Here is a 25,225-nt window from a genome sequence, read left to right as displayed (position 1 = left end):
CCTCTATGGAGGTGCCTCTACATCGTAAAGGAACTCATCGTCAATTTTGCTCTCCTGCTTGCTTTTCTGTTCGCCGTTAGTCAGCTCTACAAAGATGAACGGCTGGATTTCACGCAGCCATGGACGCGTATAAAAACCGGTCTGGCAACAGGGGCGTTCGGAATCGTCTTAATGTATTTCAGCATTCCGATCGCCCCCCAGACCATTGTTGACTTTCGGGGGTACGCCGTCTTGCTGGCCGTACATTTCGGAGGCATTTATTCGGGCTTTATCGCCGCCGTTCTCATTGCCGCGGCGCGCATCGCCTTGTTCGGCGGTCCCAACTTGTCCGCCTTCATCGGCGCGGCGAATGTGCTTTTTATCGCTCTTGCCGGAGGCCTCGTGTTAAGAAGTACGGACAAGCGGTACTGGTCTCGCTGGACGAGAATGATGGCGGTCGTCCTGGTCACGACCGGAGCCGCTATATTTTCCGCCATAGGCACAACGAGCCTGCCGATGATGCCGGTTATTCTCGGCACATTGGCGGTAGGCGGATTTTTTATCGGATACATGGTCGATTACATTGTTAGAGCCCATCAGCTTTTTCTGCTGATGAAAGAAGCGTCGCATGTCGATTTTTTGACGGGCCTGAACAATCACCGTACCTTCGACAGGCTCTTTAACGAGCTTGTTCAAGCGGCGGATCGTAAACAGGAGGAGCTGTCCCTGCTGACGCTGGATATCGATTATTTTAAAAAAATCAACGATACGTACGGTCATCCTGCAGGGGATGCGGTTCTCCAGCAGATTGGGGGGCTGCTGAGAGATTCATCCCGCAGGATGGATGAAGTGTGCCGGACCGGAGGGGAAGAATTTGCCGTCCTGCTTCCGGACTGCGGCCGGAAAGAAGCTCTGCACTATGCGGAGCAGATCCGTTCCAGAGTAGAGCGCCATTTTTTCCTGCTCGGAGAAGGCAAGGCGATCCGCCTGACGATCTCGATCGGGGCGGCTACTTTTCCGCAGGTTTCCCCCGATCTTCTGATCGAGGAAGCGGATAAAGCGCTGTACCGCGCCAAGCACAACGGGCGCAATCAAGTTGCCTGAGCGACGCACGGATGCAAGAACACAAAAAGAGCACGGCCCCGCGGGGCTGTGCTCTTTTTTGCCGGGACCGCAGGTTCAACTTGTTATCCTGTCCGCTTCTATCCCGCTTTTAAATTATTTAACTGTCTGATTGTACTTGCCGATCTTTTCCGTAATCGACTTGGCGGCTTCATCCAGAGCGGCCTGAGGCGTTTTTTTGCCGTTCAGGGCTTCTTCAATGGCTCCCTCCACGATTTGTCTGGCTTCCGGGAAAACGCCCATTACAGCGCCTTGTGTGGCCGTGTTGGCCTTGCTTCCGTGCAGCTGGTCGACCGCTGTTTTAAACTGCGGGTATTTAACGAGGTTATCTTTCACGATTTGCTCGTCATAGGCTTTTTTCGTGATCGGGAAGTAGCCGGTATTCACATGCCAGTAAGCTTGGGATTGCGGGGAAGTCAGGAATTTGATGAACTCCCAAGCTCCTTTCTGCTCGGCTTCCGATTTGTTGTTCGTAATATAAAGGCTGGCGCCGCCTACGACAACTCCGCCTTCTGCGGCGTCCGCCGGTTTCGGCAGGGGAGCCGTGCCTACCTGGAACTTGCCTTCCGCCGTGGAAACGATGCCTTTCAGGGAGGCGGTGGAATCGAGCATCATGGCGATTTGACCCGCCGCGAAAGCTTTTTTGGTATCGTCGGTTTTACGTCCGAGGTTAAGCGCGGTTTTGTTGTCGATCATGGATTTCCACCACGTTAAAGCTTTGAGGCCCGCTTCTTTGTTTACATAGGATTCCGTCGCGGGAGCCGTGCGTCCGTTGCCGTTGTTGACATATTCAGCTCCTTGTTTGGCGAAAAACTGCTCCATAAACCAGCCGTAAATGGCGAACGAAGCGCCTGCTTTACCGTCCTTGGAAAGAGCCTGTGCCGCTTTGGTGATTTCATCGAACGTGACGGGAGGCTTCTCCGGGTCGAGACCGGCGGCTTTGAACATATCTTTGTTGTAGTAGAGGATCGGGTTAGACGTGTTGAAAGGCATGGAATTCAGCTTGCCGCCGATGGTGTAGTACTGGGTAATGTTTTCTTCCAGTTGGGAGAGATCGTATTTATCGGCATCGATGAACTTTTGTACGGGCGTAATGGCTTTCGAGTCGATCATATAACGGCTTCCGATTTCATAAACCTGAATAAGCGACGGTCCGCTTTTGGAATCCATGGACGCTTTCATTTTGTTCAGGCTCTCGTCATAAGTTCCCTGGAAAATGCCTTCTACCTGAACATCTTTCTGGGAAGCGTTAAAGTCGGAAATCAGCTTATCCGTCACGGTTCCGAGCTCGCCGCTCATGGAATGCCAGAAGGTGATTTTTACCGGCGAGGCTGTGTTTTCTTTTGCGGAAGAACCCGTTGTTTCTTTGTTGGAAGATTGAGCGGTTTCGTTTGCGCCACCGCAAGCCTGCATGAGCAGAGCGGAAGCCAGAAGCATAGCCGTTACGGAAGTGCGGCGGGACGGTTTGTACGAAAACATGTGGAATGTCTCTCCTTTTTATCAATCAAAATGGTGGATAAACGGTTAGCCTTTGACGGCCCCTACCGTGAGGCCGCGGACGAGCTGCTTAAGCCCGAGCACGAGCAGAAGCAGAGAAGGAAGAAGAACGAGCGCGACTCCGGCGAGCACCAGGTTCCATGACGTGAACTCTTCGAACTGGAGCATGGAGATGCCGATTTGCACGGTGCGTTTCGCGGGATCGTTCGTGACGAGCAGCGGCCAGAGATAGCTGTTCCAGGCGCTGAGGAAACTATATACGCCCAGGGTAGCCAGACCGGGCTTTGACAGCGGGAACGCGATGGAGAAAAAGCATCGGATATGTCCGCAGCCGTCGATCTTGGCGGCTTCGAACAGCTCGCCCGGAAGCTGCATGAAAAACTGGCGCAGCATAAACGTGCCGAACCCCGTCGCAAGGAATGGGACGACAAGCGCCGCATAAGTATCGGTCCATCCCCAGCTGCGGATCGTCAGGTAGTTGGGAATCATCGTCACTTCCCAGGGGATCATCATGGTGCTCAGAAACAGTAGGAACACGAATTTTTTGCCCGGAAAACGGACGAAAGCGAATGCATAAGCCGCCAGGCTTGCCGTAAACAACTGCCCCGCCATAATAAGCAGAGAGACGGTAAAACTATTGGTCAGAAAAGCCCCGATCGGCACTAGCTCCATCACCTTCTTCAGATTGCCCAAGTACAGGCTTTCGGGAAGCAGGGGCGGAGGAAATCGGCCGGCTTCTCCGGCTGTCATAAACGTGGACGCATACGTAAAGAACAGCGGGTAGAGAACGAGTGCGGCAGCCGCGGTCAGAAATACGTAGACAGCCGTTTTTTGTAAGGACCGGATCATGAGTAGTGCACTTTCCTTTCCAGAACGCCGAACTGCACGAAGGTGAAGAACAGGACGATCACGAATAAAAGTATGGCCTGTGCGCTGCCGGAGCCGAAGCGGAAGTTGACAAACGCCTCCTGGTAAAGGGAATAAACCATGACATTGGTCGTATCCATGGGACCGCCTTTGGTTAAAATCTGGATTTGGCCAAAAGACTGAAACGCCCCGATCAGGGAAACCACGCCGACAAAGAACAAGGTGGGGGAGACGAGGGGGAGGACGATTCTAAAGAACGTCCGCATCGGACCCGCGCCGTCGATTTTGGCGCTGTCGTACATATCCTCCGGCACGCTCTGCAGCCCGCTGAGCAGGACGATATAGGCGAAGCCGAGATTCATCCACACGGTCATCAGCGAGACCGAGATGAGCGCCCAGCTCGGGTCGGAAAGCCAAGCGACCGGCGCCTGTCCGAGCAGGCCGAGCCAGTAGTTGAGCATACCGGCGGTCGGATGGAAGAGCAGGGCCCAGATCACGGAAGCGGTGCCGACCGATAGGGCCATGGGCAGGGAAAAAATGAACTGGTAGACTCTCTTTCCCTTCAGCCCCCTGTGTGTCAGTGCGGCAAGGAGCAGAGCCGCGGCGATCGTTGTCGGGATCGTCAGCAGAGCGAACTGGGCCGTAACGCCCAGGCTATGATAAAATTTCTCCGAGGTAAGCAGTTCCCGGTAGTTCTCGAAGCCGACATATTCGGCAATTTTCCCCCGGAGATTCGTACTGTGCACGCTTAAATACAAGGACTGGAAGAACGGGTAAAACAAAAAAATCCCGAACCCTGCGAGTGACGGCAGCAGGAACAAATAGCCGACCCCCGCTTCCCGGATGCGGTTCCACCAGGAGGCGGTCCGGATGCCCCTCGCGTTTCCGACCGGGATTGGCAATGATTCATCGACGGTATTCATCGATTTTTTATCCCCCTCTCTTTCAGAGTTAAGTGTACGTACGGACTATTTTGCTCAGATCAATTGGGCTTGAAGGTTTTGTAAAACCGGCCGGGCAGCGCTAAACCTGTCGAATCAAGGAGGGGAATAAGACAGGAGCAAGGAGGAAGACCCATAGGTTCAGTTGGATTACTTCCTTATAAAATGTAAAACGAATCATTAATTTCCATAAATAGGATCAAGGACTAAGGGCCCACTATTTTCACCCTCAAGTGAGAGGATTTTATCCCTGTATTGTTGAAATGAGGACCTGCCGTAAGAAGGTCAACGTCCCTATAATCAAACTTGTAAGACACAAATTCAAACGTTTTGGGGAGGTCTACAAATGAAAAAGAAACTGGCGACAATCATGGCCGTAGCCGTGGGACTGACAACCGTTCTTTCCGCTTGCGGCAAAGATGGAGGAAATACTGGAGCAACAACAACTCCGGGTGGAAGCGCTGCTCCGAAAGAATTTACCGTTTCTTTCCGTCATACGCAAATCAAAGACACAGCCAAGAAAAGAAAGGCTATGTTCGAAGATGCGCTTAAAGAAGTGGAAGCTAACGTTCCCGGCCTGAAATTCGAGTCCGAGGGCGTGGACGAAGTTGTTAACCGCGATACGAAGCTGAAAGCCGAGATGGCAGCCGGTAACCCTCCAAAAATTTTCGAACTTTTCGGCGGTACGGATACAAAGAACTATGCGAAAACAAACAACCTGCTTGACCTGACTCCGATCCTTGACGAGCTTGGCCTTAAAGACAAATTCGTTGACCTTTCCGAGTTCACGCTTGACGGCAAAGTTTACGGTCTTCCGATCGCGGGTTACCTGGAAGGCATGTTCTACAACAAGAAAATCTTCAAAGATAACGGCGTAGAAGTTCCGAAAACTTACGAAGAGTTCCTGAAGGCTTGCGAAACGTTCAAATCCAAAGGCATCACGCCGATGGCGCTTGGCGGTAACGAAGCTTGGGTACTGAACATGCTGCCTAACACCCTGTATGTACGCGTCGGCGGTCAATCTGTCGTAGACGGCCTGCAACCCGGCCAAAGCAAGTGGACCGACGAAGCTTTCGTCAAAGGCCACACGATGTTTAAAGACCTGATTGACAAAGGCTACTTCAACAAAGACGCTCTTGCGCTGAAATATTCCCAAACTCAAGACCGTTTCGCTAACGGCGAAACCGCTATGATCTTCGACGGCGGCTGGGCGAACCAGAAGTACTCCAACCCGGATCAATCCAAAATGGCTGCTGACCTCGGCTTCTTCAACTTCCCAACTGTAGAAGGCGGCAAAGGTAACGATTTGATCAACGGTTCGTACTCCAACGGCTTCGGTTTCTCCGCTAAGCTGAACGAGAACGAGAAAAAAGTAGTAAAAGAATTCATCAAAGTCTTCTTTACTGAAAAATATCAACTTCGTCAGCTGAAAGAAGAAGGATTCTTCCCTTCCATGAAGCTTAGCTCCACTGGCGACAAGCCGATCATTGCCGAAATGCTGAAAGCTTCCGAAGGCAAGAAAACATTCCCGGCTTTCGACTCCCTGATCCAGCCTAAAGTGAAGCTTGATCTTGAATCCGGAATCCAAGCTTTCGTCGGCGGCAAAAAATCCGTTCAGGACCTGCTGGCTGATGTTCAAAAATCCCAAGAAGCAGAAAACAAAAAGACTGCAAAGTAAGATTAGTAACGTAATCTAAAATAAGCAGATAAAAAAATAACGGGTATCACACCGAGTGGTGGTACCCGTTCTTATTCGCATAGTGTGAAGGATGGAGGCTGCTATGAACAAGGTTTATCGAAATCCTCTAGCATACCTGGTGTTCATTATTCCAACCCTGTTTTTCTACTTGACATTTTATATGTTCCCGCTTCTTACAACATTCAGATACGGGTTTACTAGCTGGGATGGTCTGACTGCACCTGTTTTTAACGGATTGGATAATTTTAAAGAAGCATTTACCGATGAGTATTTCTGGATCTCTGTCAAAAACAACCTTTACTTTATTTTGTTTTCCGTCTTTATTCAAGTTCCGGTAATTGTCATTTTTTCAGTGTTAATTTCGGAAGTCAGAAAATTACGCGGTTTTTATAAAACGACCGTTTTCTTGCCGAGTATTTTGTCGACTGCCGTCGTGGGGGTACTTTGGACTGTTGTCGTATTTGACCCGACAGTAGGTTTGCTGAACAAGCTGCTTGAGTCTATCGGGCTGGATAAATTGATCCATCTGTGGCTGGCTGACGAAAGCACAGCTATGCTTTCCATTCTTCTGACGAATGCTTGGCAGTGGACCGGATTTTACATCGTTCTCGTCCTGGCTGCAATCTTCGGAATTTCCAAAGAAGTCTACGAGGCTGCCGAAATCGATGGAGCCACCGGGTTTCAGCGTGCGCTTCTCATTACGGTTCCTTTGATCCGTCCGATCCTCGCGGTTATCGTCCTGTTGTCTATCACGGGTGCGATGAAAGCGATGGATATCGTCATGGTTATGACCAAAGGCGGACCGTACGGAAGCACGGAAGTTATGGCCTCTTACATGTATAAAGTGGGTATGACGACAGGAAATTACGGTTACGCGAATACAATTGCGATCCTGATCTTCGTCTTCACCTTGATTATTACGCTGCTCAGCAACCTGCTTACAAAAAAATTAGAGGATGTGGAGAACTGATATGTCCAAATTGAAAAATGGATTTCTCCATGCCTTTCTTTTGCTATACGTTTTTGTAACCTTATATCCTTTGTTCTGGGGTTTTCAAAACTCATTCAAAAGGCATGTTGATATTGTCGCGAGTCCTTTCGCTTTAATCAAAAACTTCACGCTGGATAACTATGCGAACGCATGGACCAGCGCGAACATCGGCCGGTATTTCGTCAATAGCTTATACATTTCCGTTGTGGCCAGTGTCGTGACGATTGTGCTCGCAAGCATGACGGCTTACGCGCTGACGCGGATGTACTTCCCGAAAATGAATAAAATCGTGACCGGGGTATTTCTTCTGGCCATTATGATTCCGGCGGGTTCTCTGCTCATTCCGCTGTACCGTTTCATTTTGAACGTTACAAACGACCTGCATATTCCGCTGTACGATACACACCTTGCGTTGATCCTGCCTTACATCGCATTCGGTTTGTCTCTCTCCATCATCATTATTATGGCGTTCATCAAATCTCTTCCGAGAGAGCTTGAAGAAGCCGGAGTTATGGACGGACTGACGATTTACGGACTGTTCTGGAAAATCGTTTTGCCGCTCATGACGCCTGCCATCGTCACCGTGTTTATCATCAACTTCCTCGGTCACTGGAACGAGTACGTTCTCGCTAACGTGATGCTGTCCAAAGAGGCGCTGAGAACACTGCCTGTAGCGATGGCGGCGATGAACAACGGAATGGCGATGAACTACGGCGCTCTCCTGGCGGCGACTATGTTTAGTATCGTGCCGGTCGTTGTCATCTATGCTATACTACAAGAAAAGATTATCGAAGGCTTGGCTGCAGGTAGCGTCAAGGGTTAAGTTGAAAGGAAATGGGAGTAATGATGAATTTGCGGAAAAAAGTATTTCTAGCTTTCATGGGATTCATCATTATTCCCTTATTGTCTATTTCGATTTTCACTTATAAGATTTTTCAAGATATTACCCAAGAGAAATATATGGAACAATCCGAGCTGACGATCAAGTCGATCGGGCGTAACATTGCAAGCCTTTTTAAGGAAGCTAACTATTATTCGGATTATTGGATGCTGGGGGACAATTTACAGTCCCAGCTCGTTGAGTTAAACGAGAGCCCGCCGTCCGACGAACAACTGAATAATGTAACGAATAGCTTAAGAAAAATATTTCTTACCTATGAGCCGCTTGGGACTTTTTCCGTATACAATTTATATGGAGAAAATTACTCAAGCGGTGTTATTCCATTTGCGCCGATTCCTTTTAAAACGTTAAAAGACCATCCGATTTATGAAGAAGTCAAAAATTTGAATGGATTTCCCCGGTGGATCGGGCCCTATGAAAATCCCGAATTGACCGGTGATAACAATTTGTTTAGCCAGGTCCGCACAGTCAATTATTATGAAACTCCCGGTTCAGGTAGAATCGGAACTATGTTTCTTCAATTTGACTTCAAAGAAATGGATAAAATTTTCAATTTCTATAATCAAAAGAACAGCCACTTCCTTTTAGTAAACGAGCAAGGGGTTATTTTGTACGACAATCGCAAGCTTACAAATGGCTCCAATTTAAATAAATTTTTATCTCAAAAAGTGGATTTGACGGAGTCGTATGCCACGAGCAGAGTCAAATTCGACGGCATAGAGAGTTTGGTAACCGTATATGATATAGGGCTGGAAAAATACGGAACCCCCAAGTGGGCGCTCGTATCCGTTACTCCTTGGGATTATTTGTCCGGCGAAATGTCCGTTATTCTGAAATGGGTCGGAACGATCATGTTCCTGTTCCTCATATCCGCCCTTCTCTTTAACTTGTTGTTCGTCAACCGGTATATCCGGGCCATCATCCGGATCGTCAGTTCGATGAAGCAGGTGGAGCGGGGAGACTTGGATGTCCGGGTTAAGGTACAGGGCAACGACGAAATGACCATCCTCTCCAGAGGCTTTAACAGCCTGGTGTCCCGTATCCACGACCTCGTGGAAGAGGTCAAGCAGGAGCAGGAGCATAAGAACAAAGCGGAGCTTTCCTTGCTGCAGGCGCAGATCAAGCCACACTTCTTGTTTAATACGCTGGAGTCGATTAATGCGCTTGCCGTACAAAATCAAGGGAAAAAGGTCAGCCAGCTCGTCTACAGGCTGGGCACGATCTTACGGATTTCGTTCCACCATAAGGAAGAAATCGCGCTCGGTTTGGAAATCGACTATTTGAAAAATTACATGGAAATTCAGAAGTATCGTTTCGAAGAATTGTTTGATTTCGAGATTCACCTTCCGAGAGAGCTGGAAAATCACTCTATTCTTAAACTGACGCTGCAGCCGCTTGTTGAAAACAGTATTCAGCACGGATTCGAAGGGATTACGTACCAGGGGATTATTACCATTCGCGTTGAAGACGGCGGGGATCACATTATTTTGTGGGTTGAAGATAATGGCATCGGCATCCCCGAGGACGTTCTTGTCAGGTTCCAATACCGGAAAAAGAATCCTAGCCTCGATACGAATGAGCCAAGGGTAGGATTAGGTGTACTCAATGTAGCCGACCGTCTGCGGATTCATTACGGAGAGGGCTACGGGCTCTATATTTGCAGTGAGCCGAATAAAGGGACACGGATCAAATGTATCATTCCCAAAACGACAGCAAGGTGATGAAGATGAACTTAAAAGCTTTATTGGTGGACGATGAAATCAATATTTTGCGCAACCTGCAAACCGTCATACCGTGGGAGAAGCACGATATCGAAGTCGTTGCACTCGCATCGAACGGAGTCAAGGCTCTGGAGATGGTTCAGGAGCACCAGCCGGACCTTATCCTTAGCGATATCCGCATGCCTTTGATGGACGGAATCGCACTGCTGGAGCAGGTTAACAAGCTGGAAAGGGATATCCAGGTTATTCTGCTGACAGGCTTTCAGGAATTTGAATATGCGCGGTCGGCGTTAAAATACGGGGCCAAGGATTATATTCTGAAGCCGATCAACTACGAAGAGCTGGAAGCGGTCGTGGAGCGGGTCGCTTTTGATATCCGGGAGAAGCGCAAGGCGGAGCTGGATGAGCAGAAAAGATGGAGCCGGGTCAGGCACTTGGCGTACGAGAAATTTTTATTCGATATTTTGCTTGATTATACGAACGTGACGACCCGGCATTTTTTCGAGGATGAAAACAGTCTGGAAGAGACGGAGTTTACCCTTCTGCTCATTGACCTGGACAATTATTCGCAGCTTTCCCGTTCATGGAACGAGAAAGAGCGCAAGCTCAAAAACTTCGCTGTCCGCAATGTGCTGCAGGACGCGCTGGAGCCGTACGAGCTTCTATACTCGGTCCTGCAAACCCGGGAAGGGGAATGGTGCGTGCTTATCCGTCATCAGCGGGAAACGCCATTCAATCTGGGGACGGCGAGAGGATGGAGCGATGCCCTTCAGTTGGCGGTGAAGCAGCACGTTAAACTGACGGTCAGCCTGGGCATTTATCCCGAGCACATGTCCGTTCTCCAGCTTGCAGACGCTTACAAAAAACTTCAGCGCGCGCTTCAGCTATCACCAAACGTCGAACAGATTCTACTCCTGGAAGAAGTGAATCCCGGCCGGAACGAATGGAACAACTCCATGTGGGAGCTGGTCGAAGAAATCGTATCCAGCTTGAAGCGGCGGGATAAAGCACAGATGGAGCAAACCTTCGAAAAGCTCAATCAGAGCCTGCGGGTTATTTCCGAGCATTCCTATGTGCGTGTGGAGCAGATTTTGCACTTCCTGGTCCTCCATCTCATCCGGGAGATGCGGGAGATCAACATCATGTCCGATGAGGAAGAACGGGGCCTCTGGTCCAACCTGGAGCGCAGTGTCGGAGTCAAGGATCTGCTTGCGACGATCCATCAGCTTATTCAAGATTGCATGAATGCGGGGATGAACCGTAAGCCGAGCGAGCTGCTGATGGTCAACGCCAAAGAATACATTGCCAAGAACTTGTCCAACGATTTCGGCGTAGAGGAAATTGCCGATCATCTAGGGATCAGCTGCAGCTACTTCAGTCTGCTCTTTAAGCAGCACTTCGGGGAGACCTTCCTGGAAAATTTGACTCGTCAGCGGATCGAATTGGCCAAGTCTCTTCTTCGCATGAGCGACAAGAGCATTACCCAGATTGGCAAGCAGGTGGGTTATGCGGAACGCCGGTATTTTACCCGGGTGTTCTATAAGTTTACCGGCATGACGCCTTCCGAATACCGTGAACAGATTACAAACGCTTAAATTACCGATAGGGGATGAAAAGAATGAAACAACGGTCAGAAATGAGCCTCCGGCAAAAAATCGGACAAATGATGATGTGCGGTTTTTCCACATCGAATGAGTTCGACTCGGCGATGAAACCCAATAAGAAAATTATCGACTTGATTCAGAAGCACGAAATCGGCGGCGTTATCCTGTTCCGCCGCAACTTGGACAATCCGAAGCAGGTGAGCGAGCTCAATCACGAACTGCAAATGTTTGCCAAGGACTCGGCGGGAGGCCCCCTTCTGATCAGCATCGACCAGGAAGGCGGCATGGTCGCCCGTATCCACGAAGGTATCGCCTGTATGCCGGGCAGCATGGCAATCGGGGCGACAAGAGACGCCCAGGCGGCTTATGAAACAGCGCGGATCAGCGGTGTGGAACTGCGCGCGATGGGCATCAATCTGAATTTCGCGCCGTGTCTCGACATCAACAACAATCCGATGAACCCGGTGATTGGTGTCCGTTCTTTCGGCGAAACCGCGGAAATCGTCGGCGAGCTGGGAGCTGCGGCCGTGAAGGGCTACCAGGCGGCGGGCGTGGCTCCGACGATCAAGCATTTCCCGGGGCACGGGGACACGCACTCGGACTCCCATCATGCGCTGCCCATGATTCCCCACGACCTGGAGCGTCTGCGGAAGCTGGAGTTCGCTCCGTTCGTAAAAGCGATTCAAGAAGGAGCCGAAGTACTGATGTCGGCGCACGTTATTTTTCCGGCGCTGGAGCCCGATGGCCTGCCTTCGACTTTGTCCAAGCGGGTGTTGACCGATTTGCTGCGCGGAGAGCTCGGTTACAATGGCGTCATCGTGACAGACTGTCTGGAGATGAAAGCGATCGCAGACCATTACGGGACGGCTGAAGGAGCGGTAATGGCGGTGGAGGCGGGCACCGATTTGCTGCTGGTCAGCCATACTTACGATACCCAGGTTCAAACGATTGAACGTCTCGTGGAAGCGGTAGAATCCGGCCGCATCAGCGAAGAACGGATCAACGAGTCGGTGGACCGCATCCTCGCGTTGAAACGCGGCCTGAACATTACGGTGGGCAATAAGGCTGGCGATATCTCGTCTGTGGGATCCCCCGAGCATATCGAGCTTGTGCGCGAAACCTATAAGAAAAGCGTAACGCTCGTTAAGGACGAAGGGCAGCTTCCGCTCGCCAATGACAAAAGAACGTTTGTCATCTGGACGGAAGTCCGGGAATGGACGCAAATCGACGAAGTGGTGGAGCAGAAGGAGACTCTCGGAGCTTTCCTGGCGGAAACCGTTCATGAGGTAACGGAAGAAAGAATCCACACGAATCCTTCGGAAGAAGAAGTGGAGCGTGTACTGAAGGCAAGTCAAGGCTACGACCAGGTTATCGTGGTCACCTATAATGCAAGCTTTTCGCCCAACCAGGTGCGTATCCTAAAAGAACTGGCGGCCAGAGACAGCAAGCTCGTCGTTGTGGCGGGACGCAATCCGTTTGACTTGAAAGAGTTTCCGGAAGTGAAAACTTTCCTGGCGAGCTACGAAAACCGTCCTTATGCCATGAACGCGGTTGCCGGGGTATTGACCGGCCAGTTCCCGGCCGGCGGCAAGCTGCCCGTTACGGTAACGCCTGAATACGCGTACGGCTGGTCTGCTTCTCCCCGGAGCTAACCGGAGAATAATCGAAAAGCCCCGTAAGTTAACTTCCGTTAGCTTGCAGGGCTTTTTTTGCCGTACGTTTTTATTGGGTATTTTTTTTAATATGTACTTGTAAAACGGCAATTTCCTCTTTTACCACAGCCGCTCCATTAACGTATGAAATGTGAATCTCGGCGCATATAGTGATAATGGTCTTCGCATAAGCCGAAGACCCGGCGCTCGTCATTTTTCGTTATTAAGGAGGAGAGGTATGGGATCGAATAGGTTGGCCGGCATACGCAAATTTATTACCAATGAAAAAGAAAGGACATTATCGAATATCCGAAATGGAACGATCGGTAAAGAACAGGCAACCGGAAGCCTCAATACCTTGTATCAATTGGCTGCAGATATTCAGGATATTCACTATATGAAGGAAATAAGCAGTACGATTGCGCTGCTTCGTTCCGCTTCCGACAATTGGCAAAGACAGGGAGCCTTACTCAGTCAAACGATAGATTCTGCGGTGTATCGGCCCGGTATAAAATAAACGAGGCCGGCAAGCCGCCGATTAATATAAATTGCGGCGTCTAATCTCAGAGGCAAGTTGTTGAAGAAATTCGGCACCCAACTTCATTTGTAGGGCTTGTACGAAACAATCAAGCAGCTGATAATCACTAAGCAGCTCTACAGCTGATTTTTTTAACATGACATTCATCCTTTATGAATAAAATGGTAAACGTGGGTACAATCCTATAATAAAAGATTCAAATCGTTTCGTCAGCGCAAATTGATTACGCAATTGCGCGTTTATCATTACACTTTCATGCACATTATTCTTCCAAAAAACAATAAAAATGACCTGTTCCTTTCCATCTGATAGAGGCTTTCGTCCTACTGTTAAATGAAGGAAGGTCCCGAAACAGGGTAGAAGGTCCGAGATTTCAGTAAAAAAGCAAGTGAAACCGGCTTTTCCGCAGGCTCCGGCTCCTTTCGCAAGGAGCCTTTTTTTTGCGTGCGGCCCGAATTGTTCCGAAGACATGATGGTTCAAATCGTGTATAATTTCCTCAAAAGATTTCTATTTTTTAGCAGGTCCAGGAGGATGAAGAATGACGTTTTTCCAACGGATGCTGGCCAGTATCGGTTTTGGCGCCGCTCAAGTGGATACACGCCTCAGCAAGAATGCCTATTACCCGGGTGAAGAGGTCGAAGGTGTCGTTCACATCCGCGGCGGCCAGGTCGAACAACGCATCGAGGAAATTTATGTTTCGCTGGTCACCGAATACAAGCGCGAAGTCAATAACAGCCGTGTGAAGGAAACGAGAGAAATTGCCAAATACCTCGTCTCGGACCCGTTCACGCTCGGACCGAACGAAGAGATGGAGGTGCCGTTCCGGTTCAGGCTGGCCGAACATACGCCGCTTACGCTGGGGCATACTCAGGTCTGGTTCTCAACGGGGCTCGATATTGCCAGCGCAATCGACCCGAGCGACTCCGACCGGATTGAAGTCATTCCCTCCCCGGAGATGCAGGTCGTGTTCGACGCCGCGGACCGGCTCGGCTTCCGGCTCCGGGAGGCGGAGGTGAAGCAGTCGCCGAGGTTCGGCGGTCGGATCGGCCTGCTGCAGGAATTCGAATTCGTCCCGGCGGGCCGTTTCCGCGGCGATCTGGATGAGCTGGAAATCAGCTTCCTGCCGGCAGCGGAAGGTCTGGAACTGCTGATACAGATCGACCGCAAAGCAAGAGGCTTAGCGGGCTTTATCGCAGAGGCTGTGGACGCGGATGAAACGCTCCTCCGGCTCCGTATTCATCCGGCAGATCTGGGCAAAGGCTCCTCCTACATGGCCGGTCTGCTTGCCGAATTGATTCAAGATCATTTGTAAAACACTCAGGAGGGCGGGTATTGGTTCGTGTCTAATTAATACGGAGCTCTTCCGCATGACAGCAATGTACGGGAACGGCAGCGGCAGCGGGAGTTCTTGTTTTTGCCGTGCCGGGGGCTGCTGCTATCATGGACGGAGACTTATCTGGAACAGAAATTCGGAGCTGCTTAAGGGAAAACAGCCCAAAAAAGAAGGCAGCGAAGGATAAGAGAATCAGGACTGCCGCATGTCTGGCGCAGCGGTCTTTTTTGTTGTCTGGAAAGGGCGGAGCCCGTTTGATTTTAGAGGGGCGCAGTGATATGATCGTTACAAACTTTTAAGCCTAAGATTCGGGGAAGGGGTTGTCGGGTTATGAAAGCTTTGATCGTCATTGATTATACGTATGATTTTGTCGAAGGCAAGCTTCCGGTAGGGGATCCCGCCATTGCCATAGAGGAGAGAATTACGGCGCTCACGGAGGAATTTCTGGAAGAGGGCGGATTTGTCGTCATGGCCGTCGATTTCCATCGTTTGAACGAGCCTTTTCATCCGGAAACGAAGCTGTTCCCCCCTCACAATATAGAGGGCACGAGCGGACGCGAGCTGTACGGCCGTTTAAACACCCTTTACCGGGAAAAGGAAGGCCAGATCTTGTGGCTGGATAAAACGCGTTACAGCGCGTTCTGCGGTACGGATCTGGAGCTGCAGCTGCGTGCGCGCGGAATCCGGGAAGTTCATCTGGCCGGCGTCTGCACGGATATTTGCGTCCTGCATACGGCCGTGGATGCGTATAACAAGGCTTTCGAGCTGATCGTCCACGAGGATGCCGTGGCCAGCTTTAACCCGGACGGGCACACGTTTGCCCTTAACCATTTCCGTACTTCGCTGGGCGCTCAAGTCGTGAGAGGCAGCGAACCGGTCTAACAGCAGGACTACTACATTGTCAGGAACAGGTGAGACGAATTCATGAGCAGCATACCGAATTTAACCTTACATACGGATAAGTATCAGATCAACATGATGTACGCCCACTGGAAGAACGGTTCCCACCGCCAGAAAGCGGTATTCGAAGCGTTCTTCCGGAAGCTTCCTTTCGGGAACGGATACGCGGTCTTTGCGGGTCTGCAGCGTCTCATCGACTATGTGCACCGTCTTAATTTCGACGAGCCGGCTCTGCGCTATTTGAGCGAGCAGGAAGAGAATTACGACGAAGGATTTCTGGAAGAATTAAAAGCGTTCCGCTTCGGCGGGTCGATCTACTCGATGGAGGAAGGAACCATCGTTTTTGCGAACGAGCCGCTTGTACGGGTGGAAGGCACGATTTTTGAAACCCAACTGATTGAAACGGCACTGCTAAATTTCATCAACTACCAGACGCTGATCGCGACGAAAGCTTCCCGCATCAAGAATGTGTCTCCGGACGACACGTTCCTGGAATTCGGCACGCGCCGGGCCCAGGAAGCGGACGCCGCGGTATGGGGAGCGCGGGCCTCTTATATCGCCGGCTTCGACGCCACCTCGAACGTGCTGGCCGGCATGATGTTCGGCATCCCTTCCAAAGGGACTCACGCCCATTCCTGGGTGCAGGGACACGCTACGGAGCAGGAAGCGTTCGATACATTCGCCGAGGCGCTGCCGAACCAGGTTACGCTGCTTGTGGACACGTACAATACCCTCAAAAGCGGCGTTCCTCATGCGATCCGGACGGCGAAAAAGATGGAAGAGCAGGGGAAACGGATGCAGGCGATCCGTCTGGACAGCGGCGACCTTGCCTATCTGTCCATTAAGGCCCGTAAAATGCTCGACGAAGCGGGCCTGGAGTACGTGAAAATCGTGGCGTCCAACGACCTCGACGAGAACACGATTTTGAACCTGAAGGCGCAGGGAGCCCGGATCGACACGTGGGGCGTAGGCACCCAGTTAATTACCGCGGCCGACCAGCCTTCGCTCGGCGGCGTTTACAAGCTTGTGGCGATCGAGGAAAACGGCGTCATGGTGCCGAAGATCAAAATCTCCGGTAATCCCGAGAAAGTATCCACGCCGGGCTGGAAGGATGTTTACCGGATTATCGGCTCCGATACGGGCAAAGCTATCGCGGATTACATCGTGCTGCATGACGAGACGGATGTCCAAGAGGGCAGGAAGATCAAGCTTTTCGACCCCGTTCATCCGTATATTTATAAATATGTGGACGAGTATGAGGCGGTCAAGCTGCTGAAACCCGTCTTTGAAGACGGCAAGCAGGTATACGAGGTGCCTTCTCTGGAAGAAATGAGAACCCATCACCGGAAGCAGCTCGACCTGTTCTGGCCTGAATATCTCCGCAAACTGAATCCGGAGAAGTATGCGGTCGATCTCAGCACCAAGACGTGGGAAATGAAAATGAAAATGATTGAAAACTTCAATTTCGGCTGATTGATCAAAAAGCCCCGTACCGGGAGACGAATGCTTCGTCCGCCGGTATGGGGCTGCTTTTTGCATGCGGGGAGAAAGTCGAACGGAGAGACGGCCGGGCTTTCTGCCGGTCAAACCGTTTCGTGCCGTTCCGGGATGCGTTTATGCACTATGAGGCCGATGACGACCATAACCAGAAGGGAACCGAGCGCGACCCGGCTGGCCAAGGTGCCCTGATCCTGGAGCAGGAAGGTAATCGTCCCGTAAAGGAGGGGGCCCACAATCGAGGACACTTTGCCGGAGAAGGCGAAGAGGCCGAAGAACTGGCCGCGTTTGTCCGGGGGCGAGAGCTCCACGATCAAGGTACGCGAGGTCACCCACATGGAGCCCATGGAAATCCCGTAGATGACGCCGGCCGCCCAGAACATAGGCTCGTTGACGGCTGTCGTTCCCAGACCGATGGCGACGATCAGCAGCAGGGCGACATAGACTACCGCGCGCTTGGCTCCGTATTTCCGGGTCAGGTAACCGAAGACGAAGGAACCGAATATGCTCGAAACGGTCGCCACGAGATACAAGATGAGAAACCTGACCGTTGAAAAACCGACCACGGTTTTGGCGTACACGGCCATCACGGAGATGGCGGTCTGCAGGGCATCGTTGAAAAAGAAGTAGGCCACCATGAAAAGAAAAATAGGCCGGTATTTCTTCATTTCTTTGAAAGTTGCCGCAATTTCCTTATAGCCGCTTAAAAATCCGGTCTGTACGCGGGAACGGGGTGCGGTAGCCGCCTCTTTGTAGAAGAGGATAAGCGGCAGCGCAAAAAGCAGATAAAGCAGCGCGCTGGGCAGGAAGGTCTGCTCATACTGCTGCCCGCTTGCCAGCGGGTAAACGGAGAGCCCGATCAGGGTACCGATATAGCCGAGCGCGACGCCGAACCCCGAGATGAGAGGAATTTCCCTGGAATTTCCCAGATCGGAAATCATCGCGTCATAGAACACGACCGACGAGCTGAAAAAGAACTTGGCGATGACGAAAAAAAACAGGACGCCCGCCACGGCAAGGGGAAGCCCCAAAAACGAGGTGCTGCTGTGCCAGTTGGCGGATAATGCCATGAGCAGCGTAAATCCTATCGCGAGCAGTGTAAACGGGACCATAAGGCTTTTTTTGCGGCCGGTGCGGTCCATCCAGACGCCGTACAGCGGACTGAGCAGGACGATGAGCAGGCCCGAGAGGGCGTTGGTATACGTAATGAACGTGCTGGCCACCTGATCCATCCGCGCATCGCCGCCGATCACCTGGGTCAAGTAAAACGGGAAGAACAACGTGACGATGTTGGAGGAGAAAATTGTGTTGGCGACATCGTTTAATCCCCAGGAGAGAACGGGCCTGGACAGAAAAAGCTTGCGTCCTTTCGCAGGGAGGGGCGCCGGTGTGACCGGGTTCGATTGAGACATGAGGCACCTTCCTTTTCACGGGTTAAAAAATGTTAGCGCTGGTTTAAATCGGATTTTTTTCTTGTACACACTTATTCGCCCGGCTTTACCGGAATTCCTCTCCTTTTACCTAATATTTGCAATCGCTTTCTGAAAGGTGCTTGAAATAAGGTACAATGGGGAGGAACCTTTTTGCAAAATTCGGGGGCGGGCGAAAGGCCGGGCTTCTACTTATTCCAAATTCAGGGAGGGCTCAAAATGAGCGATCTGCCATCGTTTGAAACCCATACGGAGAATCTCCGCCGTTTGATCGATGAAAGCGAGCGCATCGTGTTTTTCGGCGGCGCGGGTACTTCCACGGAAAGCGGGATTCCCGATTTCCGTTCTTCAAGCGGCTTATACAACAGCGGGGCGGAGTACGACTATCCGCCGGAAGTGATGCTGAGCCGCAGCTTTTTTATCCGCGAGCCGGAGAAGTTCTACGCCTTCTACAGGGGCGAGATGCTTCACCCGGCGGCCAGGCCGAATCCGGCCCATCTGGCGCTTGCGGAACTGGAGCGCAGCGGCAAGCTTACCGCCGTCATCACACAGAATATCGACGGACTCCATCAGCTTGCCGGAAGCAAGCACGTTCTGGAGCTGCACGGCTCCGTGCTCCGGAACAAATGCCTCTCCTGCGGCGAGGGCTACGGACTGGATGCGATCATGGAAAGCATCGAGACGGTGCCCCACTGCACGGTGTGCGGAGGCATCATCAAGCCGGACGTCGTCCTCTACGAGGAAGGGCTGGATGCGCATGTGCTGGGGAAAGCGGCGGCTCAAATCGCCGCGGCCGATTTGCTGATCGTCGGCGGCACCTCGCTGACGGTTCAGCCTGCCGCAGGCATGGTAGGCCGGTTCCGCGGCGGCCGTCTGGTCCTGATCAACCTGGACCCGACCCCATACGATTCGCACGCTTCCTGTATTATCCGGGAGCCGATCGGAGAAGTACTGGCGCCTTTTGCGGAAAAAAGGGCATAAAGGGCTTTTTCGAGAAGAGAAGGACTGATTCGGGAAGGAATCCGGCGGGGCGGGCAGCGAATTTCTTTCGACAGGCGCGAAACGCGGTTCGACGGTTGAACCGGACGGAGCCGGATTCCAAAAGTCAAAGGAGACATGACAGCATGAGACGCGGTCTGGATATAGCAGGATACGCTTTCTCCCGGTTGGGTAAACGGGGGAGTTTAACGGAAGGCGCCGGCAAGCGGAAAGCGCAATCGGATGCTGCAGGAGCGAAGGCTTTGAATGAGGGCGGTGGCCGCAAGGGTCACGGGACGCATGCGATGTACGCCAGAGCCAAGGGAGCTTTGCGTACGGGAGCGGCGGCGCTGCTGATCGGCGGCATTCTGTTCGCGGCGGGCCCTGCCCGTCAAGCTCTTGCCGACGATGCGGTCACAAGCGGCAGCAGGCAAATAAACGCGGGCGGGAAAAGCTTCTCCGTCAAGTGGGTGCGCGTCGATGTGACGGACCCTTATCTCGAGGTTGTGCCCGTTACGGCCTCGCGCGGCATCGGGTATGACGAGAGCTTCTCGTCCATGATCGCCAGGACGGGGGCGGTCGCCGCGGTGAACGGGACTTTTTTCAATGCGTATGAAAAAGACGCTTCGATCCGTTACCCGAACGGCCTTATGCTGAAAGACGGGGAGCTGCTGCATTCCGGGGAGAACCAGTCCCTGGTTGTCGATGCGGACAAGACGGTAGACATCCGGAAGCTGAAAATGTCCTATACGATTACGGCGACTCACGGGGGCAAGGATTATACGTTTTCTCCATGGGGGACCAATAAAGATTACGGCGATTCCCAGCCTGACCAGGTCGTCTGGTTTACGCCCGAATACAAAGCAGCCGTGAGCAAGAGCGGAACGACGAAAGTGGTGGTGCGGGACGGCGTCATCACGGCCATTACCGGCGATGCCGTGTACGTACCGTACGACGGGTACGTTTGTCTGATCGGAAACAGCTCGAACAACAAGAACAACCTGCTTCCTCACCTCCATGTGGGCGATACCATCCAAACGAAGCTGGATGTGACGGAGAACGGCCAGCGCGTTCAAGGAGCGGAGTTGTGGCAGAGCGCCACGGGGGTCGGCCCCAAGCTCGTGACCGGCGGCAAGGTGGATATCGACCCTGCCCGGGACGGCTTCACCGATCCGAAAATCACGAAGCAGGCCGCTATGCGCAGCTTTGTGGGTGCGGATGCCCAAGGCAGACTCGTTATGGGGACGGTTAACGGCGCAACGATGAACGATCTCGCACAGATTGCGCTTTCGATGGGCTTGACCGATGCCATGAACATGGACGGCGGGGCCAGTTCGGGGCTGTACGCCAACGGAAGCATGCTGACGGCCCCCGGACGGGCTCTGAGCAACGCGCTTGTGGTGAAGAGACACGCGACCCCGCAGGTGCAGGTTGCGGTGAACGGCCAGTTGTCCGCAGGCTTCAAAGGATTTATCGGCGGCGAGACGACGATGGTCCCCATGCGCCCTTTGCTGAACGCGATGAATACCGAATACAAGTGGGACAACGCGGCGCATTCCCTGACCTTGAAGAAGGGGGACGTCGAGATGGTCATGACCGTCGGCAGCTATTATATCCGCGTCAACGGCACGGATTACTGGGTGCCTGCCGCGCCGCAGCTGCTGGATAATTATTTGTATGTCCCTTTGCGTTTCACGGCCGAGAAGATCGGGGCGGAGGTCAAGTGGAATCAGAGCTTGTACCGGGCCGACATTGTACTGCCGTGAGGCTGTAAGATGGGGTCCCTGCCGGGAGGCGGGGGCTTTTTTGTGCTCGATTGGCATGAGTGGGTAGGTGTGGGAGTGGAGGTGGGTAATTTTTCATGGCCTCTTGGAAAGCAAGGCCTGAATCAGATGAGCATCGGGAAATTTGGCAAGGACTTTGAAATAATACGGTTTAATTATTGACAATAGCCCTATGGATGGATACTAAGCTGATTGGTTGGTGACCTAGTTGATAACAAATCTATATTTTGTACGGCACGCTCATTCTACTTATTCTCCCGATGAATTAAATAGACCCTTATCAGAACGTTGTCCGTTGCACAGCAATGCTTGCACACAAAAAAAGCCGGGCCCGGCAGACGGACTCTTCATGAGTCCGGTGCCGGCCGGCTTGAGCCGCGTTACCAGGCGCGCGTGTACTGCTTCGGGGCAAACGCGGGCTCGAATTCGAGCTCGCGCGCTGCCGTGCGGGGCCAGTACGGATCTCTCAGCAGCTCGCGGCCGATGAAGATGAGATCGGCCTGTCCGCGCTCCAGAATATCCTCGGCCTGCTTGCCGCTAGTAATAAGACCCACCGCCCCTGTCGGAATGACGGCCGTGTTCTTGATCTGGTCGGCCAGGGATACCTGATAGCCCGGATAGACGTCGATCTTGGCGGGAACGACGCCGCCGGAGGAGCAGTCGATGAGATCGACGCCCTGCTCCTTCATGAGGGAGGCGAAGAACGCGTAATCCTGAATGCTGTTCCCGTTCGGGTCGTACTCATCCGCGGAGACACGGACGAAGAGCGGTCCGTCCCACTGCTCCTTAACGGCGTTGATGATCTCCTGCAGGAAGCGGTAGCGGTTCTGCCTGCTTCCCCCGTATTCATCCGTCCGGTGATTGGAGAGGGGCGAGAGGAATTCGTTGATAAGGTAGCCGTGAGCGCCGTGAATTTCAATCACGTCGAACCCGGCGGCTTTCGCTCTCCGGGCCGCGTCGGCAAATGCCCGGACGGTCTCGGAAATCTGCGCCGCCGTCATTTCCTCCGGCGTCTTGCCGCCGGGAAAAGGGATGGCGGACGGAGCGACGATCGGCCCGTCCAGCTCCGCTTTGCGTCCGGCGTGCGCGATCTGGATGCCCGCCTTCGATCCGTGGCTGCGGATCAGCCCGACCAGCTCGCGCAGCCCCTCGACATGGTCGTCACTCCAGATGCCCAGATCCTGCGGAGAGATGCGGCCCTGCTCCGTCACGGCGGAGGCTTCCAGGATGAGCAGGCCGGTGCCGCCGACCGCTCTGGAAGCGTAATGGGTCCGGTGCCATTCGGTCACTTTGCCGTCCCGGTTTTCGCAGGAATACATGCACATCGGCGACATGACGATCCGGTTGGGAAGGGTAACGTTCCCGATAGTAAACGGTTCGAACAATTTCATGGAAAATCCCGCCTTTCCGACAAATTTATGTACGCTGCTCGTTCCATTATACTCCTCACCCCATACTCCGATCAAAAAACGGCGAGGACTAGCCTCCGGAAATGCGATGCAAAAAGCGCCGGGTCCGCTCTTGGGACGGCGAGTCCAGCACCTGCGCCGGAGTTCCTTCCTCGACGATGACCCCGCCGTCCACGAAGACGATGCGGTCGGCCACGTCGCGGGCGAACTTCATCTCGTGGGTGACGATGACCATTGTCATTCCTTCGCGGGCGAGCTGCCGGATGACCTCAAGGACATCTCCCACGAGCTCCGGATCAAGCGCCGAGGTCGGCTCGTCGAACAGCAGGACGAGCGGGTTCATCGCCATGGCGCGGGCGATCCCGACACGCTGCTGCTGGCCCCCGGACAACTGGTGGGGGTACAGCCCGGCTTTATCGGCAAGCCCGACCTTGGCGAGCAGTTCCTGCGCCCTGTCCCGCGCCTCGGCGGCCCGCTTCCCCTGTACCGTGACGGGCCCCTCCATGACGTTGGCCAGCGCGGTCATGTGGGGGAACAGCTCGTACGACTGGAACACCATGCCCGTCTGCCTGCGCAGGGTCAGGATGTCCTGGGAGAACGGCTTCCTGCCGCCGGTAAAGTCCAGCCCGGCATCGCCGATCCGAAGCTTTCCGGCGTCCGGCACCTCCAGGAGATTGATGCAACGGAGAAGCGTCGTTTTGCCGGAGCCCGACGGCCCGATGACGACGACGGTCTCGCCCCGGGCGACGTTCAGGCTGATGCCGCGAAGCACTTCCTGGGACTGAAACTGTTTTTTCAGGTGGGAGAGTTCGATCATAAGAGCCTCCTATCTGGCGGCGTAACGGTCGAAGCGCCGTTCCAGCCGCCGCTGGGCGTACGTGAGTACCGTGCTGAACACCAAATACAGAAGAGCCGCCTCGCAGTAGAGCAGCATGGGCTCGTAATACATCGCCGTCCTCTGCTGGGCAATCTGGAACAGCTCCGTCAGCGTAATCGTAGCCGCAAGCGACGTGTCCTTCACCAGAGAGATGAAGGAATTGGACAACGGGGGGACCGAAACCCTTGCGGCCTGGGGCAAAACAATCCGGCGCAGAGCCTGCCGGTGGGTCATCCCGATGGAATAGGCGGCCTCCCACTGTCCCCGCGAAATGGACAAAATGGCGGCGCGGATGACTTCGGAGTTATAAGCGCCCACACTCAGTGTAAAAGCCAGCACGGCGGCCGGGAACGCATCAATGGTCCAGCCCAGGCTGGGCAGGCCGTAATAGATGATGAACAGCTGCACGAGAAGCGGGGTCCCCCGGATGATCCAAACATAGAAAGCCGCGATCCCCGCCAAGAGCCTCCAGCGCGAAAGCCTCGCCAAGGCGGTCCCGAACGCGAGGACTAGACCGAGCGCAAAGGAGATCAGCGTCAAGGTGACCGTGTACTGCAGTCCCGCTTTCAGCATCGGCCAAAGCGATTCCATAAAAATGTGAAGCAGCCGTTCGCTGCGCTCGGACATACGATTTCAACCCCGTTTCGTCATGTGCTTGTTACTTGGACACGTCCGTTCCGAACCATTTGTTCGAAATGCTCAGGTAAGTGCCGTCCTTTTTCATGGAAGACAGCGCTTCGTTGACGGCTTTAACCAGATCGTTGTTGTTTTTATTAAAGAGGAAAGCGCTCTGGGACGCTTCCGTCGTTTCCGCAACGACCTTGATCGGCGCATCGGGCTTCTGTTTTTTGAAATCGAGGTAGGACAGGTTGTCGTTGATGGTCGCATCGATCCGTTTGGAAATGAGCAGCTCGATCGCCTGGTTGAACCCTTCGATCGCGACGATCTCCGCTCCGTTCTTCTTGGCGATATCCGCGAGGTTGCTGGTGAGCGACTGTCCGGATTTTTTGCCTTTCAGGTCCGCGAGTTTCGTAATGTCCTTGTTGTCTTCGCGCACGATAAGAACCGCTTTGGAGACGATGTACGGATCGGAGAAATCATACTTTTCTTTGCGGTCTTCGCGGATGGACACCTCATTGGCTACGAGGTCGAAACGTTTGGCATCCAGCCCGGCGAGCATGCCGTTCCAGTTCGTTTCCTGAAACTCCGCCTGGACGCCGAGTCTTTTCGCCACTTCTTCCGCGAGTTCCACGTCGAATCCCGTCAGTTTGCCGGATTTATCGTGGAATGTGAAAGGAGCGTAGGTGCCTTCCGTGCCGATGCGGATTTTTCCGGCGGATTTGATCGCGTCCAGTGTGCCCGCACCGGCGGAAGGAGTGGCGGCTCCGGGCGAGGGCGAAGGAGATGGCGCGGGGGTAGCGGTTTTGCCGCACCCGCCGAGCAGCAGGGTACAGGCGAATACGGCGGTCAGAGCGATGCCGCCTTTGCGGAAAGAGTTCATTTG

At 53.1% G+C, this 25,225-nt stretch carries 22 protein-coding genes and 1 pseudogene; 14 read left to right on the top strand and 9 right to left on the bottom strand.

Annotated features, from left to right (window positions below; all coding sequences use genetic code 11):
• Window positions 1-54 precede the first annotated feature (54 nt).
• Window positions 55-1,083, top strand: a complete 1,029-nt coding sequence (locus tag KVT34_RS08345) for a diguanylate cyclase (RefSeq protein ID WP_309244080.1) — start codon at window positions 55-57, stop codon at window positions 1,081-1,083.
• A gap of 114 nt (window positions 1,084-1,197) precedes the next feature.
• On the opposite strand, the gene KVT34_RS08340 is transcribed toward KVT34_RS08345, so the two are convergent.
• The 3 genes from KVT34_RS08340 to KVT34_RS08330 are packed head-to-tail and all read right to left on the bottom strand — an operon-like array spanning window position 1,198 to window position 4,388.
• Complete coding sequence (locus tag KVT34_RS08340; RefSeq protein ID WP_217558119.1) at window positions 1,198-2,580, bottom strand: ABC transporter substrate-binding protein; 1,383 nt, start codon at window positions 2,578-2,580, stop codon at window positions 1,198-1,200.
• Window positions 2,581-2,625: 45 nt separating this feature from the next.
• Window positions 2,626-3,447 carry a carbohydrate ABC transporter permease gene (locus tag KVT34_RS08335; RefSeq protein ID WP_217558118.1) on the bottom strand — a complete coding sequence of 274 codons (822 nt, stop codon included), beginning with the start codon at window positions 3,445-3,447 and terminating at the stop codon, window positions 2,626-2,628.
• Window positions 3,444-4,388: a carbohydrate ABC transporter permease gene (locus tag KVT34_RS08330; protein ID WP_217558117.1), complete on the bottom strand. Its 945-nt coding sequence runs from the start codon at window positions 4,386-4,388 to the stop codon at window positions 3,444-3,446. Before KVT34_RS08330 ends, KVT34_RS08335 begins: the two co-directional genes overlap by 4 nt.
• Before the next feature lie 364 nt (window positions 4,389-4,752).
• Here KVT34_RS08330 and KVT34_RS08325 point away from each other — a divergent pair, with 364 nt between their 5' ends.
• The 7 genes from KVT34_RS08325 (at window position 4,753) to KVT34_RS08295 (ending at window position 13,491) form a co-directional block, all read left to right on the top strand.
• The gene (locus KVT34_RS08325) at window positions 4,753-6,084 is read left to right on the top strand and encodes an ABC transporter substrate-binding protein (protein ID WP_217558116.1); all 1,332 of its coding nucleotides are present in this window, start codon (window positions 4,753-4,755) and stop codon (window positions 6,082-6,084) included.
• A 103-nt stretch (window positions 6,085-6,187) separates the two neighbouring features.
• On the top strand, window positions 6,188-7,075 hold the full coding sequence (locus tag KVT34_RS08320) for a carbohydrate ABC transporter permease (protein ID WP_217558115.1): 888 nt from the start codon (window positions 6,188-6,190) through the stop codon (window positions 7,073-7,075).
• A 1-nt stretch (window position 7,076) separates the two neighbouring features.
• Window positions 7,077-7,919, top strand: a complete 843-nt coding sequence (locus KVT34_RS08315) for a carbohydrate ABC transporter permease (protein ID WP_217558113.1) — start codon at window positions 7,077-7,079, stop codon at window positions 7,917-7,919.
• 11 nt (window positions 7,920-7,930) lie between these two features.
• Window positions 7,931-9,718 (top strand): cache domain-containing sensor histidine kinase, encoded by a 1,788-nt coding sequence (locus KVT34_RS08310; RefSeq protein WP_309244073.1) that lies wholly within the window; start codon window positions 7,931-7,933, stop codon window positions 9,716-9,718.
• A complete protein-coding gene (locus KVT34_RS08305; protein ID WP_217558112.1) occupies window positions 9,688-11,313 on the top strand; it encodes a response regulator in 1,626 nt (541 codons plus the stop codon). Before KVT34_RS08310 ends, KVT34_RS08305 begins: the two co-directional genes overlap by 31 nt.
• A gap of 23 nt (window positions 11,314-11,336) precedes the next feature.
• On the top strand, window positions 11,337-12,974 hold the full coding sequence (gene nagZ, locus KVT34_RS08300) for a beta-N-acetylhexosaminidase (RefSeq protein WP_217558111.1): 1,638 nt from the start codon (window positions 11,337-11,339) through the stop codon (window positions 12,972-12,974).
• Between the two features lie 238 nt (window positions 12,975-13,212).
• Window positions 13,213-13,491, top strand: coding sequence for a hypothetical protein (locus KVT34_RS08295; RefSeq protein WP_217558110.1), 279 nt, complete (start codon window positions 13,213-13,215; stop codon window positions 13,489-13,491).
• Window positions 13,492-13,512: 21 nt separating this feature from the next.
• Here KVT34_RS08295 and sda read toward each other — a convergent pair whose 3' ends face one another.
• Window positions 13,513-13,650: a sporulation histidine kinase inhibitor Sda gene (gene sda, locus KVT34_RS32715; RefSeq protein ID WP_009673311.1), complete on the bottom strand. Its 138-nt coding sequence runs from the start codon at window positions 13,648-13,650 to the stop codon at window positions 13,513-13,515.
• A gap of 401 nt (window positions 13,651-14,051) precedes the next feature.
• Between sda and KVT34_RS08285 the strand changes: the two genes are divergently transcribed.
• The 3 genes from KVT34_RS08285 to KVT34_RS08275 all read left to right on the top strand — a co-directional run bounded on the left by KVT34_RS08285 (window position 14,052) and on the right by KVT34_RS08275 (window position 17,219).
• Entirely contained in the window at window positions 14,052-14,825 is a 774-nt protein-coding gene (locus tag KVT34_RS08285; RefSeq protein WP_217558109.1) for a sporulation protein, read from the top strand.
• Between the two features lie 351 nt (window positions 14,826-15,176).
• A complete protein-coding gene (locus tag KVT34_RS08280; RefSeq protein ID WP_217558108.1) occupies window positions 15,177-15,728 on the top strand; it encodes a cysteine hydrolase family protein in 552 nt (183 codons plus the stop codon).
• 42 nt (window positions 15,729-15,770) lie between these two features.
• Window positions 15,771-17,219 (top strand): nicotinate phosphoribosyltransferase, encoded by a 1,449-nt coding sequence (locus KVT34_RS08275; RefSeq protein ID WP_217558107.1) that lies wholly within the window; start codon window positions 15,771-15,773, stop codon window positions 17,217-17,219.
• A 110-nt stretch (window positions 17,220-17,329) separates the two neighbouring features.
• Here the strand turns inward: KVT34_RS08275 and KVT34_RS08270 are convergent, their stop codons facing one another.
• Window positions 17,330-18,655, bottom strand: coding sequence for an MFS transporter (locus tag KVT34_RS08270; RefSeq protein WP_217558105.1), 1,326 nt, complete (start codon window positions 18,653-18,655; stop codon window positions 17,330-17,332).
• Window positions 18,656-18,892: 237 nt separating this feature from the next.
• On the opposite strand from KVT34_RS08270, the gene KVT34_RS08265 reads away from it, so the two are divergent.
• The 3 genes and pseudogenes from KVT34_RS08265 to KVT34_RS31715 all read left to right on the top strand — a co-directional run.
• Window positions 18,893-19,654, top strand: coding sequence for an NAD-dependent protein deacylase (locus KVT34_RS08265; RefSeq protein WP_217558104.1), 762 nt, complete (start codon window positions 18,893-18,895; stop codon window positions 19,652-19,654).
• A gap of 143 nt (window positions 19,655-19,797) precedes the next feature.
• A complete protein-coding gene (locus KVT34_RS08260) occupies window positions 19,798-21,417 on the top strand; it encodes a phosphodiester glycosidase family protein (RefSeq protein ID WP_217558103.1) in 1,620 nt (539 codons plus the stop codon).
• A 226-nt stretch (window positions 21,418-21,643) separates the two neighbouring features.
• A pseudogene (locus KVT34_RS31715) lies at window positions 21,644-21,724 on the top strand (histidine phosphatase family protein); the annotation flags it as partial.
• 91 nt (window positions 21,725-21,815) lie between these two features.
• Here KVT34_RS31715 and namA read toward each other — a convergent pair.
• The 4 genes from namA to KVT34_RS08240 all read right to left on the bottom strand — a co-directional run bounded on the left by namA (window position 21,816) and on the right by KVT34_RS08240 (window position 25,222).
• Entirely contained in the window at window positions 21,816-22,826 is a 1,011-nt protein-coding gene (gene namA, locus KVT34_RS08255; protein ID WP_217558102.1) for an NADPH dehydrogenase NamA, read from the bottom strand.
• Between the two features lie 88 nt (window positions 22,827-22,914).
• A complete protein-coding gene (locus KVT34_RS08250; protein WP_217558101.1) occupies window positions 22,915-23,661 on the bottom strand; it encodes an amino acid ABC transporter ATP-binding protein in 747 nt (248 codons plus the stop codon).
• Window positions 23,662-23,670: 9 nt separating this feature from the next.
• Window positions 23,671-24,348 (bottom strand): amino acid ABC transporter permease, encoded by a 678-nt coding sequence (locus tag KVT34_RS08245; RefSeq protein WP_217558100.1) that lies wholly within the window; start codon window positions 24,346-24,348, stop codon window positions 23,671-23,673.
• A 31-nt stretch (window positions 24,349-24,379) separates the two neighbouring features.
• Window positions 24,380-25,222 carry an amino acid ABC transporter substrate-binding protein gene (locus KVT34_RS08240; RefSeq protein ID WP_217558099.1) on the bottom strand — a complete coding sequence of 281 codons (843 nt, stop codon included), beginning with the start codon at window positions 25,220-25,222 and terminating at the stop codon, window positions 24,380-24,382.
• Window positions 25,223-25,225 lie beyond the last annotated feature (3 nt).

The organism is Paenibacillus sp. GbtcB18, assembly GCF_019091125.1.
GTDB lineage: Bacteria > Bacillota > Bacilli > Paenibacillales > NBRC-103111 > Paenibacillus_F > Paenibacillus_F chitinolyticus.
This window is presented reverse-complemented; position numbering and strand designations above follow the sequence as displayed.

Excerpts from the sequence above, each read along its gene's own strand:
- KVT34_RS08340 (WP_217558119.1), bottom strand. The coding sequence starts at position 2,580 with ATGTTTTCGTACAAACCGTCCCGCCGCACTTCCGTAACGGCTATGCTT.
- KVT34_RS08335 (WP_217558118.1), bottom strand. The coding sequence starts at position 3,447 with ATGATCCGGTCCTTACAAAAAACGGCTGTCTACGTATTTCTGACCGCG.
- KVT34_RS08330 (WP_217558117.1), bottom strand. The coding sequence starts at position 4,388 with ATGAATACCGTCGATGAATCATTGCCAATCCCGGTCGGAAACGCGAGG.
- KVT34_RS08325 (WP_217558116.1), top strand. The coding sequence starts at position 4,753 with ATGAAAAAGAAACTGGCGACAATCATGGCCGTAGCCGTGGGACTGACA.
- KVT34_RS08320 (WP_217558115.1), top strand. The coding sequence starts at position 6,188 with ATGAACAAGGTTTATCGAAATCCTCTAGCATACCTGGTGTTCATTATT.
- KVT34_RS08315 (WP_217558113.1), top strand. The coding sequence starts at position 7,077 with ATGTCCAAATTGAAAAATGGATTTCTCCATGCCTTTCTTTTGCTATAC.
- KVT34_RS08310 (WP_309244073.1), top strand. The coding sequence starts at position 7,931 with ATGGGAGTAATGATGAATTTGCGGAAAAAAGTATTTCTAGCTTTCATG.
- KVT34_RS08305 (WP_217558112.1), top strand. The coding sequence starts at position 9,688 with ATGTATCATTCCCAAAACGACAGCAAGGTGATGAAGATGAACTTAAAA.
- nagZ (WP_217558111.1), top strand. The coding sequence starts at position 11,337 with ATGAAACAACGGTCAGAAATGAGCCTCCGGCAAAAAATCGGACAAATG.
- KVT34_RS08295 (WP_217558110.1), top strand. The coding sequence starts at position 13,213 with ATGGGATCGAATAGGTTGGCCGGCATACGCAAATTTATTACCAATGAA.
- sda (WP_009673311.1), bottom strand. The coding sequence starts at position 13,650 with ATGTTAAAAAAATCAGCTGTAGAGCTGCTTAGTGATTATCAGCTGCTT.
- KVT34_RS08285 (WP_217558109.1), top strand. The coding sequence starts at position 14,052 with ATGACGTTTTTCCAACGGATGCTGGCCAGTATCGGTTTTGGCGCCGCT.
- KVT34_RS08280 (WP_217558108.1), top strand. The coding sequence starts at position 15,177 with ATGAAAGCTTTGATCGTCATTGATTATACGTATGATTTTGTCGAAGGC.
- KVT34_RS08275 (WP_217558107.1), top strand. The coding sequence starts at position 15,771 with ATGAGCAGCATACCGAATTTAACCTTACATACGGATAAGTATCAGATC.
- KVT34_RS08270 (WP_217558105.1), bottom strand. The coding sequence starts at position 18,655 with ATGTCTCAATCGAACCCGGTCACACCGGCGCCCCTCCCTGCGAAAGGA.
- KVT34_RS08265 (WP_217558104.1), top strand. The coding sequence starts at position 18,893 with ATGAGCGATCTGCCATCGTTTGAAACCCATACGGAGAATCTCCGCCGT.
- KVT34_RS08260 (WP_217558103.1), top strand. The coding sequence starts at position 19,798 with ATGAGACGCGGTCTGGATATAGCAGGATACGCTTTCTCCCGGTTGGGT.
- namA (WP_217558102.1), bottom strand. The coding sequence starts at position 22,826 with ATGAAATTGTTCGAACCGTTTACTATCGGGAACGTTACCCTTCCCAAC.
- KVT34_RS08250 (WP_217558101.1), bottom strand. The coding sequence starts at position 23,661 with ATGATCGAACTCTCCCACCTGAAAAAACAGTTTCAGTCCCAGGAAGTG.
- KVT34_RS08245 (WP_217558100.1), bottom strand. The coding sequence starts at position 24,348 with ATGTCCGAGCGCAGCGAACGGCTGCTTCACATTTTTATGGAATCGCTT.
- KVT34_RS08240 (WP_217558099.1), bottom strand. The coding sequence starts at position 25,222 with ATGAACTCTTTCCGCAAAGGCGGCATCGCTCTGACCGCCGTATTCGCC.